This window comes from Pseudoalteromonas sp. SG45-1 (assembly GCF_014164135.1).
GTDB lineage: Bacteria > Pseudomonadota > Gammaproteobacteria > Enterobacterales > Alteromonadaceae > Pseudoalteromonas > Pseudoalteromonas distincta.
The window spans coordinates 1-18,818 of record NZ_JACJEP010000031.1 but is presented as its reverse complement, the minus strand read 5'-3'; the positions used below and the strand labels follow the sequence as shown (position 1 = coordinate 18,818).

Below are 18,818 nucleotides of genomic sequence, written 5' to 3'. Positions count from 1 at the left end.
AAACGATTCAGTTAATCACTGAATCAATAAATTGTTATTAAACTTAAAGTGATGTTTATTTAGAGTGACAGCGCTTCGTTTGTTAGTTTTTCTATCTCTGCGCCATAAATTAGGGCAGCAGATGCCGCGTCAATAAGGGTTCGCCGAGCATTTAACAGCTCTTGTCTAGCCGATACATAATCAAGATATCCATATCGACCTTTTTGATAGGCGTCTTGAGTATCTTCCAGTGCATCTTCAAGCATTGGGATAACCGACTGCTTTAATGAATTAGCTGTTAATATGGCTTGTTTTCTATTGGAGTATGCTCGTAGTAAGTGATTTCTAAATCTTAACTTAGTCGCCTCTTTCTCTATGGCAACTTGGTCACGCTCTGCTAGCGCACTAGCGATTGCGCCAGAATTTCGCTTTTCAGCAAACAAAGGTAAGCTAAAGCCAGCGACCAGTGCCGTATCATTGGCTTCTTGAGAGCGCCTAACACCAACAGACCATTTGATATTGGCCGTTGACTCTGTTTTAGCCAACTGTAACTCGGCCTCTTTTAGTCGCTGCTCACTTGCATAAACTTGAATAGCAGGGTTTTTCTCTAATTTCGCAAAGAGACTACTAAAATCACTATCATTGCCAAACTGAAACAGATCTCCAGTTACTCTAGAGAATGACACTGATGTTTCTCCCCAGTAAGCTGATAAAGAAAGCTTTAGATATTCCAAGCGCTTTTGTTCAGATTGAAGGGTGAGGTTAGCCTGAGCAATAACTGCTTTTGAGCGTTTCACTTCAGCCTCAGGAGTAGCACCTGCGCGGTTACGCTGAGATACAATCTCTAAGGTTTCTTGTGCTAAGCTCAAAGCATTTTCTGCCAATATAACTCTTTGTTGGGCTGCAAGTACTTCCACGTACTTCTCAGTGACTTGAGCCATTAAATTAAGCGCAGAGACTTCTTTTTCAGCAGTGAGTAGTGTTCTTGATTTTGAAACAATTCCAATCCGCGCTGAGCGTTTATCTCCCATTTCGATAACCGAAGATAGAGCGACTGTTAATTCAGCACTGTCGAATGTATTAAATTCACCTGAGCCTGCAAAGTTCTCAGCTTCAAGCTCTAGTTCATAAGCAGGATTTAAACTTGCGATTTGTTCTCGTCCAATTAATGCCGTTTGCTTGAAATCAAATATTTTAAGTTCTGGATTTTGTTTAAGCGTCCACTGAATTGCCTCTTGAAGGTTTAACTGCTTCTCAAAGGCATAAACATTAAATGTAAAAAGTGACAAAGCGAGAAACGCGATATATTTAAGCCGAGGTGTTACACACCTTAAAATTGCTATCTTGCGATGCACACAGGTATTAAGTGCCATGTATACTTTCCTATAAATTTATATGTGATATTTAGGTCATTAACATTTGACCTTTCTTAATTTTCTATAAAATTTAGGCGTATTTAGGTGGGCGGAATGGCACCGAGATATAGCCTTTTAGCTCAGGGGAAACTAAGGCGTAGGTAGGGAAATATTCTATTGCTTGTAAAATATTACAAGAAGAATCTGTATTTAAAAATAACTGACAGCAGCAACAAAAATTACAATTATCAATTAAAGTTTGGCTATTACCCTCCTCAAATAAATTAGAGCTTTCAGGAGCTTTTAGCGGGGTAATAGACTCAGTTAGTGATATATTAAAAGAACTTTCAATTAAGTTTCCTTCAATCTCTTCTTGCGAAAAAAACACAGACTGCACCGCGATTAAAATCATTATCACGTATGATATATATGGTTTAAAATATGACGGGTGCATTCTTTTAACTACTTTCTACTTAAGACTTTAGCTGTAAGATGCGGCGAGCACCGTTTAAAACGACAACAGCAATAATCAAACCAATCACTAAATCTGGATAACGGCTGCTAGTTACTGTAACTAATAAGCCAGCTAAGATTACACCTACGTTTGCGATTACGTCATTTGCGGAAAAAATCCAACTCGCTTTCATATGAGCGCCGTCTTCTTTGTTGCCAAATATTAAAAACAGACAAGCAATGTTAGCGATTAGTGCTATTCCACCAAATATCATCATTAAAGAAGAGATAGGTTCACTACCGTAAATAAAGCGTCTTACGACTTCACTCAAAGCACCTAGCGCTAGAATAATTTGAAGTACACCAGATATATGTGCCGCTCTAAGTTTCATGCTTATGCTTTTACCGACAGCATATATAGCTAAACCATAAACAGCAGCATCAGCAAACATATCTAATGAGTCGGCAATAAGGCCAGCAGATTGCGCAATAATCCCAGCAATTACTTCTATAAAAAACATGACTCCATTAATGGCTAACAACCATTTTAGCGTTGATGCTTCTTTCATCTCATTTTTTTGGGCTAGATCTTTTGCTTTTGCAGCTTCGGTGCTGCAACTTTCTTTAGTTGATGCCAACTCTGCACCGAGATTGAGTTGTTGTAATTTTTTTGTTATCTCATCTAAATTTTCATCATGAAAAACCTTGACTAAACGGCTAGGAATATCAAATTGCAACCCAACTGAAGGCTCAATTGAGTCAAGTGCTAACCTAATCAATCTCTCTTCTGAAGGACAGTCCATTTGAGGTACTTTAAATGTACTGACAAACGCGCCACTATAGTTATCTAATTGTGTATCAATTTTTACATCTTCATTGGTAGAAGATGATTGACACTGACCACTACATTTTTCTGACATATTTAACACTCCGTAATAATATTAAAATAAGTATAAAATCTATAGTGGCTATAGAGTCAAATAAAAAATTATTTAATGTAAAAGCGTGGAAACTGAATTGAAAAGCTAGTTTAAGAAAATAGTTTCTGCTAGTATTTTAAATACTATATTTAACTGGTGATAACTTTGAACCTTAATGTTGTACTAAAAATGCTCTTGGTTATTTCGATTGTTTTACAATCGTTAACTGCTGTAGCATCCTCAACATCTGAGAATCACCAAATAGATATAGAGCACCTTCAAACTCAACATGATCATGCAGATGATCGAAATGTCTCAAATGATAATGTAGGTGATGAGCAGCATAATGAAAAAGATTGTCATCACTGCGGTCATTGCAGTGGCAGCCACTTATCTTGGATTTTAGTCAGTAATTCAAATACCACGGGCAAACTAAACATTATCAATAAAACGCCTTATCAAATTGATCAAACAAATACTTACCTTGAAGCGATACTTCGCCCACCCATTTCTTAATTAGATTGATTTTTAATGACCTATTTGTCCATGAGAAGGATAAAGGGTTCGTGTTTATAAATTAAAAAATTAAGAAGTTTTATGTATATATTTTTAAAAAATACAGGTTTAACCCTGTCTTTATGCATGGCTGTGAGTTTTTCAGTTGCCACTTATGGCAAACAGAAAAGTATTTCATGGCTAGATAGTCAAATAAATAAAGATCCCGAAGTTGTTGCGGCTAAAGAGTTACTTAATGCAAGTAATCATAGAGCCAAAAGCTTAACTCAAGCCGTATATAACCCAGAGCTTGAAGCAAGCTATGAAAAAGAAGGTGATTTTGATAATTACTCTATTGGTATCAGTCAAACGATAGATTTTTGGGATAAGCAATCAACAAATAAAACCATTGGTGAAATTGATGTTTATGCAAACCAGCAACAATTGTTATCTCTACTCGATTCTAAAAAGGCTAATGCCTTAACTGCATTAGTTAATTGGCAAGCAGCAAAAAAAGCTGCTCAGTTACTTTCAGAAAGAGAAGAGCAATTGCAAACGCTCGTTGGAATTGTTGAAGACAAACGAAAAGCTGGACTTCTAGAGCCACTTGACGCTGAGCTAGTCTATTTAAACTTGTCGCAAATTTTTAGTGAAATATCTGAGTCTCAAATTGCTTTGAAAAATGCAGAGGTAAAGGTTCAGGAGTTATTGCCTGATTGGACGCCTAATACTACCAATTTGTTTTCATTTACTTTTGGAGCAACAAGCTACTCATTTAACTCCCAGTGGGTTGAGGAACATCCAAAAGTTAAACTTGCTAGAGCGAAATGGAAGGGACAACAATCTAAAGCTCAACTAACCACTATGGAATCTAAAGCTAATCCAACCATTGGCGTTAGCGCAGGGAAAAGTGGAGATGAAGACTTGGTTGGTGTGACTTTTTCAATGCCTTTAAACATCAGAAATAACTATACAGATAATGTTAAAGCCGCTTATTCAGAAGCCATTGCAGCCGAGGCGAATTTTCAGTCGGTATATCGAAAGCAGTCTTTTGAAGCAAAAGCTAATTATGAATCGCTTAATGTCAGTAGAAAATATTATGAGCAATGGCAAAAACTGACAAAAGGCAGATTAGATAGCAGCGAAAACTTATTAAATAAGCGCTGGCAAGCTGGTGATATTAATACTTCTGACTACTTACTTGCATTAAATCAACGTGCGGAAGGGCTTCATGCAGGAATACGTTTGGAAAATCAATTCAAGCTTGCAGAAATATCCTTCATTTTAAGTATGGGTCAGTTATCCAAATTTGAGATTTGAGCGCTTTGTTTTTTCAGTAGCGAAAAACGAAATCTTAAATTTATTAAAAATATAGGTTACAAAAATGAATACAGTAATTAGTAAAAAATTTTTAGCCGTAGTAATTAGCAGCCTGTTAGTTGGGTTTACTACAAATCATGATGCTTTTGCACAGTCGTCAGATGGAACTGGTTCTGTCACAAACGTTTCGAAACAAGAAGAAAAAGAACATCAAGATGAGCATGAACACGAAAAGGGACATGAAGAAGATAAAGGTGACCATGACGAGCACGGCCATGAAGGTGGTAATAAAGAGGGAGAAGAAGAACATGAAGAAGGTATCACTATTGATCCAAAGAAGATGTCGCTTGCTAAAATTAAAGTGGAAAGTGTTAAGCCTGAATATCAATTTAGCTCCGTATATGCACCTGGCGAAATAAAAGCTAATGGCTATAAAAGTTATGTGGTATCACCACGTACAGAGTCAGTCATTATCAGTCGCCATGCAGCGCTTGGCGAGTATGTAGAAATAGGTCAGAAGTTAGTTACATTATTTAGTGAAGCAATGGCACAAGCACAAGCTGACTATTTAATCGCTTCAACCGAATGGCAACGTGTAAAAAAGCTGGGTAATAAGACGGTGAGTGAAAGTCGATTATTACAAGCTGAAACAACATACAATGCGAGCTATGGCAAGCTCATTGCTTTAGGGTTAACTGAAAAAGCAATAAATGGTATTTCTAACAAAGACATTAAAGCATTTGGGCAATATGCATTAACGGCGCACCGTGAAGGTGTCGTGCTTCAAGACGACTTTATCCAAGGGCAACGTGTTGATGCTGGGGATTCAGTCATGTTGTTAGCTGATGAAAAACAACTATGGGTTGAAGCAAAAGTTTCTCCAAATAAAAAGCTAAATTTATCAATTGATTCTCCTGCGGTACTTAAATTAGAAGGCCAGAGTTACAATGCCAAAGTTATCCAAGAAGCCCATACAATTGATCCCGTAACTCGTACAAGAATTATTAGATTGGGGGTACAGAATGCTGATGATAACCTTCATTCAGGTATGTTTGTAAAAGTTTACTTTCAGTTTGCCACAAAGCAGAAAGTGATGGCTGTGCCAGAAGAAGCATTGATCCGCAGCGCAGATGGTGATTGGACCGTATTTGTCGAAGACCACCCTGGAGAATTTAAAGCTGTAGAAGTAGAACTAGGCCGAGCCTTAGGTGATTTTAGGGAAATCATTGGCCTTGATAGTGGGACGCGAATTGTAACCAAAGGCGCATTTTTTGTTGCTTCTGAAATCGCTAAAGGCGGATTTGATCCGCATAACCACTAAGGAGCAAGACTATGTTTAATAAAATAATAGATTGGTCTGTTAATAATAGACTCCTGATTTTGATTGCGCTGTTTGCCACAATTGTCGGCGCAATTATGGTTATACCAAAACTAAATTTAGATGCCTTTCCTGATGTTACTAATGTTCAAGTTGCTGTAAATACTGAAGCGCCAGGACTAGCTGCTGAAGAAGTTGAACAACTCATTACGTACCCCATTGAAGCGGTCATGTATGCCTTACCTGATGTAGAACAAGTGCGCTCAATTTCTAAAACAGGCTTGTCTGGCGTCACGGTTGTTTTCAAAGAAGGCACCGACATTTACTTTGCAAGACAACTTGTATTTGAGCGTCTTCAAGCCGCAAAAGAACTGATACCAGAAGGTGTCGGCACACCCGAAATGGGGCCAAACACCTCAGGGCTAGGCCAAGTATTTCAGTACCTTCTTATTTCAGATAAAGATGCAGGCTATGATGCTATGGCACTCAGGAGTCTCAATGATTGGGTAGTAAAATTACTCGTTATGCCTGTCGATGGTGTTACTGATGTACTCTCCTTTGGAGGTATTGTTAGGCAGTACCAAGTAAATGTAGATCCATCTAAGCTTCTTTCTTATAACCTAACGCAAGAAGACGTTGTTGGTGCCCTAGATAACAACAATGCCAATGTTGGCGGATGGTATATGAACCGTGGGCAAGAGCAGCTTGTTATTAGAGGTGCAGGTTGGTTTGAAAGTGGTGACGCTGGTATTAGTAATATCAAACAAGTTCCCGTCAAAACAGTTGATGGGACAGTTGTGACGGTTTCGGATATTGCTAAAGTTGAAATGGGCAGTGAAATTCGTCAAGGTGCTGTCACAATGACGCGCAAAACCGAAGACGGTAAAGTCGAAAATTTAGGTGAAGTTGTCTCTGGCATTGTCTTAAAACGCATGGGGTCTAATACTAAAGCCACCATTGATGGTATCAATGCAAGAATCCCATTAATTAATCAAGCATTGCCTAAAGGTGTTCGCTTTGAACCATTTTATGATCAGGCTGATTTGATTGAAAAAGCCGTTGATACAGTAGTTGATGCACTATTACTAGCATTTATTTTCATCTGTATTGTATTAGCACTATTTTTAATGAATATACGTGCAACCTTCCTTGTCCTAATATCTATTCCAATTTCAATTGGTATCGCGTTAATGATCATGGCTTGGTGGGGCATTTCTGCAAACCTTATGTCATTGGGTGGCATTGCCGTAGCCATTGGTATGCTAGTTGATGGTTCAGTCGTGATGGTTGAAAACATGTTTAAGCATTTAAATAGACCAGACTCTACCCATTTAAAAACTGTAAAAGAAAGAGTGCCTAGTGCTGATACTGATCCACATGATGTAGAACAAGATGAGCATGGTATTAAGTTACGTCTTCAAAATGCGGGTAAAGAAGTGGCTCGTCCCGTATTTTTTGCAGCTTCTATTATTTTAGTCGTATTTACGCCTTTATTTAGCTTTGAAGGTGTTGAGGCAAAGTTATTTCAACCTATGGCAATAAGCATCATTTTAGCTGTTATATCTGCTATTGTGGTTGCGTTGTTTGTTGTACCCGCTTTAGCTACTTATTTATTTAAGTCAGGTGTAAAAGAGAGGGAAAGCTTTGTTCTTAGGCCATTAGACAAACTCTACAGAAAAGGGCTTACATTCGCACTAAAACGCACCAAATTAGTCATTTCAGCCGCACTTATATTAGTTTTCTCTGCCTTTGCATTAGTTCCATTAATTGGTACTGAATTTGTACCTGAGTTAGAAGAAGGGACGATAAACTTAAGAGCAACGCTTGCACCTTCTTCCAGTTTAGATACCGCGCTCACTGTGGCACCAATTCTAGAAGAAAAACTAATGGCTTTCCCTGAAGTAACCTATGCATTAAGCCGAATTGGTCGAGCAGAAATAGGTGGAGACCCAGAGCCTGTGAATAACATCGAAATTTACATAGGGTTGAAGCCTGTTTCTGAGTGGACCAGTGCATCTAATCGATATGAACTTCAAGGAAAAATGGAGAGATCTTTAGAAGAATTCCCTGGGTTGCTACTCAACTTTTCTCAACCTATTGCGACTCGTGTCGATGAGCTACTATCTGGTGTTAAGGCTCAGTTGGCGATAAAGTTGTTTGGGCCTGAACTTGAGGTACTGGCGGCTAAAGGTCAAGAAATAGAAACAGCAATTAAAAACATTGAAGGTGCAAGGGATGTTGCATTGGAGCAAATTGCTGGTGAAGCGCAATTGGTGATAAGTCCTAACAGGCAAGAACTATCGCGCTTTGGATTGTCTGTGAGTGACATAATGGAGGTTGTGCGTGATGGTATTGGTGGTGTTGAAGCCGGACAAATAATCAATGGTAATGAACGTTATGATATTTACGTTCGCATAGAGGAAGAGTACCGAAGTAACAAAGAAGCTATTGCTGATATTCGGCTTCAATCACCTACTGGTGCTTGGGTGCGACTGGGTGACGTAGCCTCAGTCTCATTTGAGTCAGGCCCACCACAAGTTAGACGCGATGATGTACAACGAAGAGTCGTTATCCAAGCAAATGTACAAAATCGAGATATGGGAAGCGTGGTTGCCGATATCAGAACGGTAATTGCTGAAAAGGTTGACTTACCTTCAGGTTATTCTGTTTCGATTGGCGGCCAGTTCGAAAGTCAAAAACGTGCTCAAAATAGGTTAGCTATAGTTGTACCTTTATCGTTAGCACTAATCGCACTACTACTTTACTTTGCCTTTGGTTCTGTTGGTCAAGCTATGCTGATATTGGTCAACGTGCCGCTTGCTGTAATTGGCGGAGTTTTCTCCTTATATTTATCTGGACAATACTTGTCTGTACCAAGCTCCGTTGGCTTTATTACCTTATTTGGTGTAGCGGTATTGAATGGGGTCGTTATGGTAGAAAGTATCAACCAACGTATTAAAGACGGTCTAGAAGCATCTAAAGCCGTTTTTGAAGGCGCTACTTCAAGATTAAGACCTGTACTTATGACTGCTATAACATCAGCTTTAGGTTTGATACCGATGTTAATGTCTAATGGTGTTGGTGCAGAAATACAGCGCCCCTTAGCGAGTGTTATTGTTGGCGGCTTGGTAACTGCAACACTGTTAACATTATTTGTTTTACCTGTTTTATATCGCTGGTTTTCAGAGAAAAAAATAAAAGAGCTATCCAGATAAAATGACTGTGAACTCTAACCCCACGCTAAAGTCACGTTTAGCGTGGGGTTATTGAGTAGATGAACGAAAAGAAAGATTAGATTTAACAATAAACTAATAGTCATGACTGCTTTGTCGGAATATTTGTCGTTAAACAGGCCAAAGCTAACTTCCGCTTTCGTATCTTTGCAGTCTTAATCTTTATGTGTCTCAAGGTCGGCTTATGGCACAAACCGGAAATAGCTTCCAATTAACTCCGTATTTAAATTTTAGGTTTTAGCTGGGCTCTAATTAATAAATCATAATCTATTTGCAACACCTCGCTTAAATTCAAACTATTCTGAAGTTAACGCAAATTTTCAATTTAATTGGTGCTGGCCGAATAAAGGCTCATATGAGAATCAAATCGCCAGCTTCTTAAATAGAAACTAAAGATGTGACCGTTAAAAGGTTTATGCTAATTAAAAAATAACTACTCTTAACTATGACTCAGTTTTCTCTTTATAGTCACACAAATCCTCAATTATACAACTTCCACATTTTGGTTTTCTCGCTGTACACGTATAGCGCCCATGTAAAATAAACCAATGATGGAGGTTAAACATAAATTCTTTCTTATTTGGCGTATTTTTAATTATAGCCTGTTCAGTCTGCTCAACAGTCTTACCCTTAGCGTAACCAGTACGGTTTGCAAGACGTTGGATGTGAGTATCTACTGCTAAAAAGTATCTACCTTCATTATCTTTTAGCCAGCCAAAAGCTGTGTTGAGTACAACATTAGCGGTTTTACGGCCAACGCCAGGTAGGGCTTCTAGGGCTTCACGATTTTCTGGCACGATGCTGTTATGTTCATCCACCAAAATTTGGCACATTTTGTACACGTTGGCAGCTTTAGAGTTAAATAAGCCGATGGTTTTTATATAATCACGCAGTGTATCGTGACCTAAGTCTAAAATGGCTTGTGGTGTATTAGCAACAGGGAACAACTTTCGAGTGGCTTTATTAACGCCTACATCAGTTGCTTGTGCTGAAAGAGTTACTGCTACTAGTAACTCAAATGGGCTTGAATATTCAAGCTCTGTAACTGGGTGTGGATTATCGTCGCGCAGGCGCGACAGTATTTGGTGACGTTTTTCTTTATTCATGCAACTTAAAACGTATTAGTGCTAATTGTTGCTCTAATACGTTTTCCCCTTAAGTTAAGCTAGTAACACGTGCTCGAGGGCCTTTTTCAGCCTCTGGCGGTGCAATTTGCTTTGATTTTATTTGTGCGTCAATTACGTTTTTAGCAGCAATAAGTAGTCCAAGACCTAAAAAGGCACCCGGTGGTAAAATTGCCAGTAAAAATTGATTATCAAAATTAAATACTTCTATGCGCATGCTCTGTGCCCATGGGCCAAGTAATAAATCGGCTCCGTCAAACAGCGTACCTTGGCCAATGAGTTCACGCATAGCTCCTAACACTAACAATACAGCCATAAAGCCTAAGCCCATCATTAAGCCGTCAAATGCTGATAAATGAACAGGATTTTTAGAGGCGTATGCTTCGGCGCGGCCAATAATGGCGCAGTTAGTTACAATCAACGGGATAAAAATTCCCAATGATTGATATAAACCAAAGGTATAAGCGTTCATAAGTAATTGAACTATTGTTACAAAGCCCGCGATGATCATTACAAATACAGGTATACGAATATCTTTTGGCACCCAGTTACGCACAATTGATACGGTAACATTTGAGCCTATTAGTACGAGTAAAGTTGCTAAGCCCAAACCTAAGGCATTTGTTACAGTTGAGGTAACGGCAAGCAGTGGACATAAACCTAAAAGCTGCACAAGGGCAGGGTTATTTACCCATACACCTTCTTTGTATAATGTTTTTAACTCACTCATTTAGCTACCTCCATACATTCGGCATTAGGTGCTGCAAAAATATCATCAAAATTAGTTTGTGCGAACAATACGGCATTTTTAACAGAGCCCACAACAGCACGTGGCGTTATGGTCGCGCCTGTAAATTGATCAAACTGGCCGCCATCTTTTTTAACAGCCCAGCGAGCGTCTTCTTCGCCTTCAACCGTTAAGCTTTTAAATGTTGTGATCCAAAGTGATTTTTTAACTTCTACTTTGTCGCCTAGACCAGGGGTTTCTTCGTGTTTAGTCGTACGAACGCCAGCAATAGTGCCATCGCTTAATACCGCTGTTAATAAGTTAATATCGCCACTGTAGCCATTTGGCGTAACATGCCTAATAACAACAGCGACTGGTTTATTGTTTTTACGAGCACGGTAAATTACTTGATTTTCGTATGGGCCTAGTTTTTCGTCAGTAATAACTACGCAATCTTGTGATAATTGATTGTCGTATGATTTTGGGTCGAGCACTTCTTGTAGTTGCGCAGTAAGTTGCAGTTGTTCTTGCTCTGCAATTTTATCGGCAGTAAGCGCGTTGATAGAGGCAACTAAGCCTGTTGTTGCTAATGCAAACGCAGTTAAAATAGCACCATTTTTAGCCATTGACGAAATGATCATTTTACTGCTCCATGGCCATAAGTACGTGGCTGTGTGTAGTAGTCTATTAGTGGCACTGCAATATTAATCAATAATACGCTAAATGCGATAGCATCAGGAAAACCACCAAAGGTACGAATTAAATAAATTAGTAAGCCAATTAGCGCGCCATAAATTAAGCGCCCTTTGTTAGTTGTTGCTGCAGATACCGGATCGGTTGCTATGAAAAAGGCTCCCATCATAGTGGCACCACTTAATAAGTGAAATAGGGTGCCCGGCTCTGTACCAGGTGATGCGATATAACCAATAGCACTACATACAGCTAAACTTGCGATAAAACTAACAGGAATATGCCAGTTAATTATTTTTGCTTTTAATAAGTATAAACCACCGGCTAAAAAGCCTAAGTTAACCCAGGCCCAACCAAGGCCAGCCCATTCGTTAAATATTGGCTTTTGCATGCTTTCGGTAACGGTTAAACCGTGGGCTATATCTGTTTTAACAGTATCCAGCGGTGTTGCCATTGTTAGGCCATCAACCCCTGCACGTACTTGATCTAGGCTAAACCCAGAGGCCGTAAAATCGGTGAATATTAGCCTTAGCTGATCAGCAAAGCCTATTGGCGTATTTATTAAATCAGTAACAGGCAACCATGCAGTCATTTGTACCGGAAACGAAACTAAAAGCAGTACATAAGCCGCCATTGCTGGATTGAATAAATTAAACCCAAGGCCGCCATAAAGCTGTTTAACTATAACAATAGAAAATAAACAGCCAATCACGATTATCCACCAAGGGGCAAGTGGAGGGATACTTAATGCCAATAACACGGCAGTAAGCCACGCACTGCCATCACTTAATGCAGGCCAAACAGGGCGCTTTCGTATTAGCATTATTGCAGCTTCAAATACGCTCACAGCAACAAGCGCTAGTACCAGTTGAATAAGCACACCTGTACCAAAAAAGAAAACTTGAGCAATTAGCCCAGGAATACACGCAGCAATAACGCTAAGCATTAATCGCGTTAACGATTTATGGCTGTGATTATGCGGCGAACTGGCCATGGTTAATTTCATGACTGATTATTTCCTTCTTTTTGTAACTTTTTAGCTTTTGCTCTCGCAATTGCAGCAGCCACGGCGGCTTTTTTCTTATCTTCGGCTGATTTAGGTTTATCTGCTTCAGTAGAATTGGATGAGTCATCGGTGTTACTTTCTGCACTCTTAGGTGCTGCGCTCTCAACTTGTAGCTCTTGGGGCTGAGTTTGTTCGGTATCTTCTAGTGCTTTAGCCGCTTTTTTAGCTTTAGCGCGGGCAATAGCCGCCGCTACCGCTGCTTTTTTGTCATCAACAGGGGTATCAGTTTGTGGCACTTCACTTGCTGTTTGCTCAGCTTCTTCTAATGCTTTAGCCGCTTTTTTAGCTTTAGCACGAGCTATGGCCGCCGCTACGGCTGCTTTTTTATCATCAACAGGGGCATCAATTTGTGGCTCTTCAATTGCTGTTTGCTCAGCTTCTTCTAATGCTTTAGCCGCTTTTTTAGCTTTAGCACGCGCAATGGCCGCCGCTACCGCTGCTTTTTTGTCATCAACAGGGGCCTCGCTTTGTGGCTCTTCACTTGTTGCTTGTTCAGCGTTATCTAATGCTTGTGCTGCTTTTTTAGCTTTAGCACGCGCAATGGCCGCCGCTACGGCTGCTTTTTTATCATCAACAGGGGCATCGTTTTGTGGCTCTTCACTTGCTGCTTGTTCAGCGTTATCTAATGCTTGTGCTGCCTTTTTGGCTTTAGCGCGAGCAATGGCTGCAGCTACTGCTGATTTTTTATCATCAACGGGTGTAGTCTCGGCCGATTCATCTGTTTGCGATTTTTGCTCTTTATATTTACGCGCTTGTTCTTTACGTAGTGCGCGCTCTTTTGCTACTTCGCTGTTATCTGGCTCTAGTTCTTCGCCTTGTTGCTTTTTAGCTTTAGCGCGTGCAATAGCGGCAGCAACAGCAGATTTTTCATCGCCGTTATCTGATTTATTTTTAACACGGGCTAGTGCCTCAGCTACTTTTTGTTTTTCGTCAGCAGACTTAGCAGCAGGTTTGCGTTTATGGCGGTTTTGGCGTTCTTCTTGCTCACGCTCTAAACGTTCTTTTCGGGCATCAAAACGCTCTTTTGCTCTGTCGGCTTTAATTTTGTCAGCTTGTTGTTCTTTAATTTCAACTTTGGCTATACGGTAGTACTGTACAAGAGGGATTTCGCTTGGGCACACGTATGCACAAGCACCACATTCAATACAATCAAATAAATTGTGCTCTTGTAGTTTGTCGTACTCTTTTGATTTAGCAAACCACTGCAATTGTTGTGGCAATAAAGAAGCAGGGCAGGCATCGGCACAGGCGCTACAACGTATACAGGCTTTTTCAGGGCCGGGTTCCGCTAGCTCTTTATGATCAGGCGCTAAAATACAGTTAGTGGTTTTAACTATGCCAATACGTACTGTGGGTAGCGTAAAGCCCATCATTGGGCCGCCCATCACAACACTTTGCTGCGGTACAGGAGAGAAACCTTGGCAATCTAGTAAATGCTTTATTTCAGTACCAAGCAGTGCCCATACATTTCCAGGTTTATGAATAGTGTTACCTGTTACCGTAACTATACGCTCAATTAGCGGTTTGCCTTCATAAACGGCTTGTTGTACGGCAAACAAAGTACCCGTGTTATGCACTAAAATACCAATATCGGCTGGAATACCAATGCTAGGAACTTCACGGTTAGTAAGTAATTTAATTAATTGCTTTTCACCGCCAGATGGATAAATAGTTGGCACCGTTTGAATAATAATTTTTGAGTTATGCTCAGCTGCTTGCTTCATTGCTGCAATAGCTTCAGGCTTGTTATCTTCTATACCCACAATGCACAGTGTTGGGTTTAAAAGTTGCTGCATTATTTCAATGCCTTGGATAACTTCTTTAGCGTGTTCGCGCATTAAAACGTCATCGGCAGTAATATAAGGTTCGCACTCAACAGCATTTACAATCAAAAATTCGATAGGTTGCTTGGTATCTGCTTTTACATAAGTAGGAAAACCAGCACCACCCATACCGCTAATACCGGCTTGGTGAATAATATTTATAAGCTCATCATGGCTAAGCTCAGCAGGATTTTTATTTTTATTTAGAGCTACCCATTCGTCTTTGCCGTCTGGTTCAATAATAACACTTAGTTCAGGCAGGGCCGATGGATGTGCTGATGGCATAGGTGCAATATCAGTAACTACACCAGAGCTTGGCGCATGTACAGGTACCGACCAGTTAGCAGCGGGTTCTGTTAGTGGTTGGCCTTTTAATACGTGTTGGCCTTTTTCTACAAGTAACTTACCATTTGCGCCTATGTGCTGCTTAAGCGCAACAATGAGTTTGTCGGGCAAGGGTAGGCGAGTGATACTCGCACTATTAGAGAGTGATTTTTGTTGTGGTGGGTGTATGCCGCCAGGAAATGCCCACACGGTGCCTTTTTTTATTTGTTCAAGTAACTTGTCCACTCAAACCTCTAATCTATTTGTGTAACAGGAATAGCGTCTAGCTGCCATTTCCAGTTTTGTTTAGTTTCGGCTACAGGTAGCATATCAATGCAATCTACAGGGCAAGGCTCAACACATAAATCACAGCCAGTACATTCATCAATTAACACGGTATGCATTTGACGAGTTGCGCCCAAAATAGCGTCAACTGGGCAGGCTTGAATACATTTGGTACAGCCAATACATTCATCTTCGCGAATATAAGCCACTGTTTTTATAGGTTCTGCTTGCTCGCCACCGGCAAGTGGTTTTTCATCAACCCCCATTAAGCCGGCAAGCTTTTTCATGGTAGATTCGCCGCCTGGTGGGCATTTATTTATTTCATCGCCATTAGCTATGGCTTCGGCGTAAGGGCGGCAGCCCGGGTAGCCACATTGTCCGCATTGAGTTTGCGGTAAAATCGTATCTATTTGCTCAACAATAGGGTTACCTTCAACGCGAAAGCGAATTGCTGCAAACCCTAAAATAAGTCCAAAAATGAGTGCTAGCGAACCAATCGCTATCAAGGCATAAAACAAGGTCATATTAAAACTTCACTAATCCAGTAAAACCCATAAACGCCATCGACATTAAGCCTGCAGTGATCATTGCAATAGAGGCGCCTTTAAAAGGCGTAGGAACGTCAGCAGCTGCTAAACGCTCTCGTAGTGCTGCAAACAATACAAGCACTAAAGAAAAACCAACCGCAGCACCAAAACCATATACCGCAGATTGTAAAAACGAATGATCTTCTTTGATATTTAATAAAGCCACACCTAATACCGCACAGTTAGTGGTGATCAGCGGTAAAAATATGCCTAATAAACGATATAGAGTAGGGCTGGTTTTACGCACAACCATTTCGGTAAATTGCACTACAACGGCAATCACTAAAATAAAGCTCATGGTGCGTAAAAAGGCGATATCCAGAGGGATTAAAATATATTGATTAACTAAATAGCTAGTTACAGAGGCAAGGGTAAGCACAAACGTGGTTGCCAAAGACATACCAATCGCCGTATCAAGCTTACCTGATACGCCCATAAACGGACATAAGCCTAAAAATTGTACTAATACAAAGTTATTAACCAGAACGGTTCCAATCAATAACAAGACATATTCTGTCATGTGTGCCTCACGCTATTAAAGTCCTGCTTATTATCCTTTTTTCTGCCCCGATAAACAACATTTGCGAGTCGTTATCAGTTAAATAAACGCAAGGACAAACATATTGATCACAAGGCTGTAAAATTAATGTGATTTTGATGTAAGGAATTAGTCAAATAGCAGAAACAAAAAAAGAGCAACGAATGCTCTTTTTTGTATTAATTGAAAACTAATTAAATGTCTTTAGGTTTTTCTATGTAATAACCTTGAACGCCATCTAAACACAACGTTTCTATAATGTGTTTCTCTTCTTGGCTCTCAACGCCTTCAGCAAATACGCTAACACCAATGCGGTGGGCTAAATCGACCATTAAGCGCATAAAGTACTGATTATTTTTATCATCTTCTAGGCCGCGAGTATAACTTGCATCCATTTTAATAAAATCAGGTTTTAAATCGCGGAAAAACTTAAATGAAGTTAAGCCAACACCAAAACGTTCAACAGTTACGCGTGCGCCAACACGGTGAACCATGTCGATAAAGCGCTTACTAGCTTTGATGTTTTGCTGTAAACCAAACTCGCTAACCTCAAATACTAGTTTAGATGCAATATGCGTATCTTTCAATAATCGGCGCTCTAGCCAAATTACAAACTGATCGTTGTGTGCACTTGAGGCTGTTACGTTTAAACCAAAAAACTTTTCAGATAAATTACGGCTTTTAACTTTTTCAAGAGAAGAGTCGATGATCAGGCGATCAATTTCTATTGCCATATCAAGTTTTTCGGCCATTGCTAAAAAAGAAGCGGTAGGCAGTACTTGATTGTCTTCTGTTTTAAATCGAACTTGTACTTCAGCGTAGGCTTTTATGCTTTTACCAAGCGGCATAATGTTTTGCATCACTAAATGCACACGCTTAGATTCTATAACTTCCTTAATAACCTTACGCCAGTTTTGATTACCAAACCCCGCACTTACGTTATTAACTAAATCGGTTTCGCGTTGTACGTGCCATGCATTAACTTGCTTTGACTGCGCCATGCTCATCGCGTTATCAACAACAGAAAGCAGTTCGCCTAACGGTTTACCTTTTTCGTAACCTACAATACCCGTATTAGCTACCGAGCTTAACTCTTGGTTTTGTTGGTACTGCGTGAAGCGCGATTGCAGGTTTTCACCAAAGCGCTCAGCTTCTTTTAAAGGAATGTGGGGGAGTACTACCGCAAAATCAGAGCTGTTTAATCTAAATACTTGGCTACCCGTGTAAGTGCCGCTTATGTGCTTAATAATATCGGCAACGCCTTTAACGTACTCGTCACCTTTTTGATAACCACGGCTTTGGTTTATAGCTTGTAGTTCGCTACAACGAACCATAGCTAAAGAGCCAAATGTACTTTGCTCAGTGTTTTCAATATTTTTTTCGTAATACTCAACAAACATATTACGATTACCAAGCGAGGTAATTACATCTTTGTACGCTTCATGCTTGATAGTCATAGCAGCGCTTTGTATGTCTTCGTTCTTGTTTTTTAAAAAATGTGATAACCGATTAAAGCTAGGTACTAAATCTTTTCCCATTTTTTTCAATCGAGTGCCATCTAATGCTGTTTCTAAATCATTATCAACTTGGTTTTGATTGATATAAATATCGATAATGTCAGCAACTGTTGTACTTATATTTTTATTTAAATGATAAAAAATAGATTTCATTAGAATTATTGGAATAATAACTAAAATGGCAGAAATCAAAATAACAATAAAAAGGGAAGTTTGTAGCTGCGATGCTAAATGCTCAATGTTAAGTACAAATTCAACTTTTATATCTGCGGCATCGTTTACAGCAAACTGTGGGCGTACAGAGTTAAAGTTAGAGAGTACAAAATCAGCAAACATTGGTAATTGAGTAGGGGGGTTAATGCTAAATACTTCAGCACCTTGGTAATCTCTTAGGGTAAAGCTTGAAAACGTATTACCATCTGCAATTGATTGTTTTAAATTTTGAGCAGAAATATCGTCTAAAGAAAGGTCATTAATATACTTAGTAACAGTTGTTTGTGCATTTTTTTGTGCATCACTTACCGCAGTATCAAAGCTTATAGATATGAAGTAGCTTCCTGCTGCAACACACAATAACCAAGAGATAATTTGTATAAAAATAAGTTTTTTAAATCCAGCCATGTTTTCAGTCTTTTAATAATCAAAAGGGAAGGAATCAAGTCCTTGATTAATAAACTAAGTACAGCGCATTAAAGAATTAAACTAATGCTTTAGTTATATAAGGAAGAGTAGTGGAAATAGCTTGGAATGTCTATGAAATTCTTAGAATTGGCTCCCCCTCCCCGACTCGAACGGGGGACCTGCGGATTAACAGTCCGTCGCTCTAACCAACTGAGCTAAGGGGGAACTAAAGTACTGATATTATTATGATGATTTGGCTCCCCCTCCCCGACTCGAACGGGGGACCTGCGGATTAACAGTCCGTCGCTCTAACCAACTGAGCTAAGGGGGAACTACATCAGAATCAGAAACTAGGCGCCTCCTGTCGGACTCGAACGGAGGACCTGCGGAATAACAGTCCGGCGCTCTAACCAACTGAGCTAAGGGGGAATCGTTTATGGTTG

At 39.8% G+C, this 18,818-nt stretch carries 15 protein-coding genes and 2 tRNA genes; 4 read left to right on the top strand and 13 right to left on the bottom strand.

Translation table 11 applies throughout. The annotated features are described in order from the left end of the window. Window positions 1-59: 59 nt before the first annotated feature. From H5117_RS18275 to H5117_RS18265, 3 genes are all read right to left on the bottom strand, one after another. Window positions 60-1,352 carry a TolC family protein gene (locus tag H5117_RS18275; RefSeq protein WP_002962255.1) on the bottom strand — a complete coding sequence of 431 codons (1,293 nt, stop codon included), beginning with the start codon at window positions 1,350-1,352 and terminating at the stop codon, window positions 60-62. 73 nt (window positions 1,353-1,425) lie between these two features. Beyond that, entirely contained in the window at window positions 1,426-1,722 is a 297-nt protein-coding gene (locus H5117_RS18270; RefSeq protein ID WP_232007049.1) for a hypothetical protein, read from the bottom strand. 85 nt (window positions 1,723-1,807) lie between these two features. Further along, window positions 1,808-2,707 (bottom strand): cation transporter, encoded by a 900-nt coding sequence (locus H5117_RS18265; RefSeq protein ID WP_002962256.1) that lies wholly within the window; start codon window positions 2,705-2,707, stop codon window positions 1,808-1,810. Between the two features lie 165 nt (window positions 2,708-2,872). Here H5117_RS18265 and H5117_RS18260 point away from each other — a divergent pair, with 165 nt between their 5' ends. From H5117_RS18260 to H5117_RS18245, 4 genes are all read left to right on the top strand, one after another. Continuing rightward, window positions 2,873-3,223, top strand: coding sequence for a hypothetical protein (locus tag H5117_RS18260; RefSeq protein ID WP_010557528.1), 351 nt, complete (start codon window positions 2,873-2,875; stop codon window positions 3,221-3,223). Window positions 3,224-3,304: 81 nt separating this feature from the next. Continuing rightward, window positions 3,305-4,522, top strand: coding sequence for a TolC family protein (locus tag H5117_RS18255; protein WP_010388430.1), 1,218 nt, complete (start codon window positions 3,305-3,307; stop codon window positions 4,520-4,522). A gap of 64 nt (window positions 4,523-4,586) precedes the next feature. After that, window positions 4,587-5,843 carry an efflux RND transporter periplasmic adaptor subunit gene (locus H5117_RS18250; protein ID WP_010388432.1) on the top strand — a complete coding sequence of 419 codons (1,257 nt, stop codon included), beginning with the start codon at window positions 4,587-4,589 and terminating at the stop codon, window positions 5,841-5,843. An 11-nt stretch (window positions 5,844-5,854) separates the two neighbouring features. After that, window positions 5,855-9,055, top strand: coding sequence for an efflux RND transporter permease subunit (locus H5117_RS18245; RefSeq protein WP_004588883.1), 3,201 nt, complete (start codon window positions 5,855-5,857; stop codon window positions 9,053-9,055). Window positions 9,056-9,516: 461 nt separating this feature from the next. On the opposite strand, the gene nth is transcribed toward H5117_RS18245, so the two are convergent. The 10 genes from nth to H5117_RS18195 form a co-directional block, all read right to left on the bottom strand. Continuing rightward, complete coding sequence (gene nth, locus H5117_RS18240; protein ID WP_182721259.1) at window positions 9,517-10,179, bottom strand: endonuclease III; 663 nt, start codon at window positions 10,177-10,179, stop codon at window positions 9,517-9,519. A gap of 49 nt (window positions 10,180-10,228) precedes the next feature. Then, window positions 10,229-10,927 (bottom strand): electron transport complex subunit E, encoded by a 699-nt coding sequence (locus H5117_RS18235; protein ID WP_182721258.1) that lies wholly within the window; start codon window positions 10,925-10,927, stop codon window positions 10,229-10,231. Continuing rightward, on the bottom strand, window positions 10,924-11,565 hold the full coding sequence (gene rsxG / locus H5117_RS18230; RefSeq protein ID WP_182696129.1) for an electron transport complex subunit RsxG: 642 nt from the start codon (window positions 11,563-11,565) through the stop codon (window positions 10,924-10,926). Before rsxG ends, H5117_RS18235 begins: the two co-directional genes overlap by 4 nt. Then, window positions 11,562-12,620, bottom strand: a complete 1,059-nt coding sequence (gene rsxD / locus H5117_RS18225; protein ID WP_182734218.1) for an electron transport complex subunit RsxD — start codon at window positions 12,618-12,620, stop codon at window positions 11,562-11,564. Before rsxD ends, rsxG begins: the two co-directional genes overlap by 4 nt. After that, on the bottom strand, window positions 12,617-15,073 hold the full coding sequence (gene rsxC, locus H5117_RS18220) for an electron transport complex subunit RsxC (protein WP_182738837.1): 2,457 nt from the start codon (window positions 15,071-15,073) through the stop codon (window positions 12,617-12,619). The genes rsxD and rsxC overlap by 4 nt, the downstream gene beginning before the upstream one ends. Before the next feature lie 8 nt (window positions 15,074-15,081). After that, window positions 15,082-15,636: an electron transport complex subunit RsxB gene (gene rsxB / locus H5117_RS18215; RefSeq protein WP_007585357.1), complete on the bottom strand. Its 555-nt coding sequence runs from the start codon at window positions 15,634-15,636 to the stop codon at window positions 15,082-15,084. 1 nt (window position 15,637) lies between these two features. Further along, window positions 15,638-16,219, bottom strand: coding sequence for an electron transport complex subunit RsxA (gene rsxA, locus H5117_RS18210; RefSeq protein WP_008172491.1), 582 nt, complete (start codon window positions 16,217-16,219; stop codon window positions 15,638-15,640). A gap of 212 nt (window positions 16,220-16,431) precedes the next feature. Next, window positions 16,432-18,375 carry an EAL domain-containing protein gene (locus tag H5117_RS18205; protein WP_182696126.1) on the bottom strand — a complete coding sequence of 648 codons (1,944 nt, stop codon included), beginning with the start codon at window positions 18,373-18,375 and terminating at the stop codon, window positions 16,432-16,434. Window positions 18,376-18,523: 148 nt separating this feature from the next. Next, a tRNA-Asn gene (locus tag H5117_RS18200) sits at window positions 18,524-18,600 on the bottom strand. A gap of 29 nt (window positions 18,601-18,629) precedes the next feature. Continuing rightward, a tRNA-Asn gene (locus tag H5117_RS18195) sits at window positions 18,630-18,706 on the bottom strand. Window positions 18,707-18,818 lie beyond the last annotated feature (112 nt).

What these genes read in the sequence shown, in the direction of transcription:
- H5117_RS18245 (WP_004588883.1), top strand. Translation starts at nt 5,855, where the DNA reads ATGTTTAATAAAATAATAGATTGGTCTGTTAATAATAGACTCCTGATT.
- H5117_RS18265 (WP_002962256.1), bottom strand. Translation starts at nt 2,707, where the DNA reads ATGTCAGAAAAATGTAGTGGTCAGTGTCAATCATCTTCTACCAATGAA.
- H5117_RS18205 (WP_182696126.1), bottom strand. Translation starts at nt 18,375, where the DNA reads ATGGCTGGATTTAAAAAACTTATTTTTATACAAATTATCTCTTGGTTA.
- H5117_RS18235 (WP_182721258.1), bottom strand. Translation starts at nt 10,927, where the DNA reads ATGAGTGAGTTAAAAACATTATACAAAGAAGGTGTATGGGTAAATAAC.
- H5117_RS18275 (WP_002962255.1), bottom strand. Translation starts at nt 1,352, where the DNA reads ATGGCACTTAATACCTGTGTGCATCGCAAGATAGCAATTTTAAGGTGT.
- H5117_RS18255 (WP_010388430.1), top strand. Translation starts at nt 3,305, where the DNA reads ATGTATATATTTTTAAAAAATACAGGTTTAACCCTGTCTTTATGCATG.
- H5117_RS18250 (WP_010388432.1), top strand. Translation starts at nt 4,587, where the DNA reads ATGAATACAGTAATTAGTAAAAAATTTTTAGCCGTAGTAATTAGCAGC.
- rsxD (WP_182734218.1), bottom strand. Translation starts at nt 12,620, where the DNA reads ATGAAATTAACCATGGCCAGTTCGCCGCATAATCACAGCCATAAATCG.
- rsxB (WP_007585357.1), bottom strand. Translation starts at nt 15,636, where the DNA reads ATGACCTTGTTTTATGCCTTGATAGCGATTGGTTCGCTAGCACTCATT.
- rsxA (WP_008172491.1), bottom strand. Translation starts at nt 16,219, where the DNA reads ATGACAGAATATGTCTTGTTATTGATTGGAACCGTTCTGGTTAATAAC.
- rsxG (WP_182696129.1), bottom strand. Translation starts at nt 11,565, where the DNA reads ATGATCATTTCGTCAATGGCTAAAAATGGTGCTATTTTAACTGCGTTT.
- nth (WP_182721259.1), bottom strand. Translation starts at nt 10,179, where the DNA reads ATGAATAAAGAAAAACGTCACCAAATACTGTCGCGCCTGCGCGACGAT.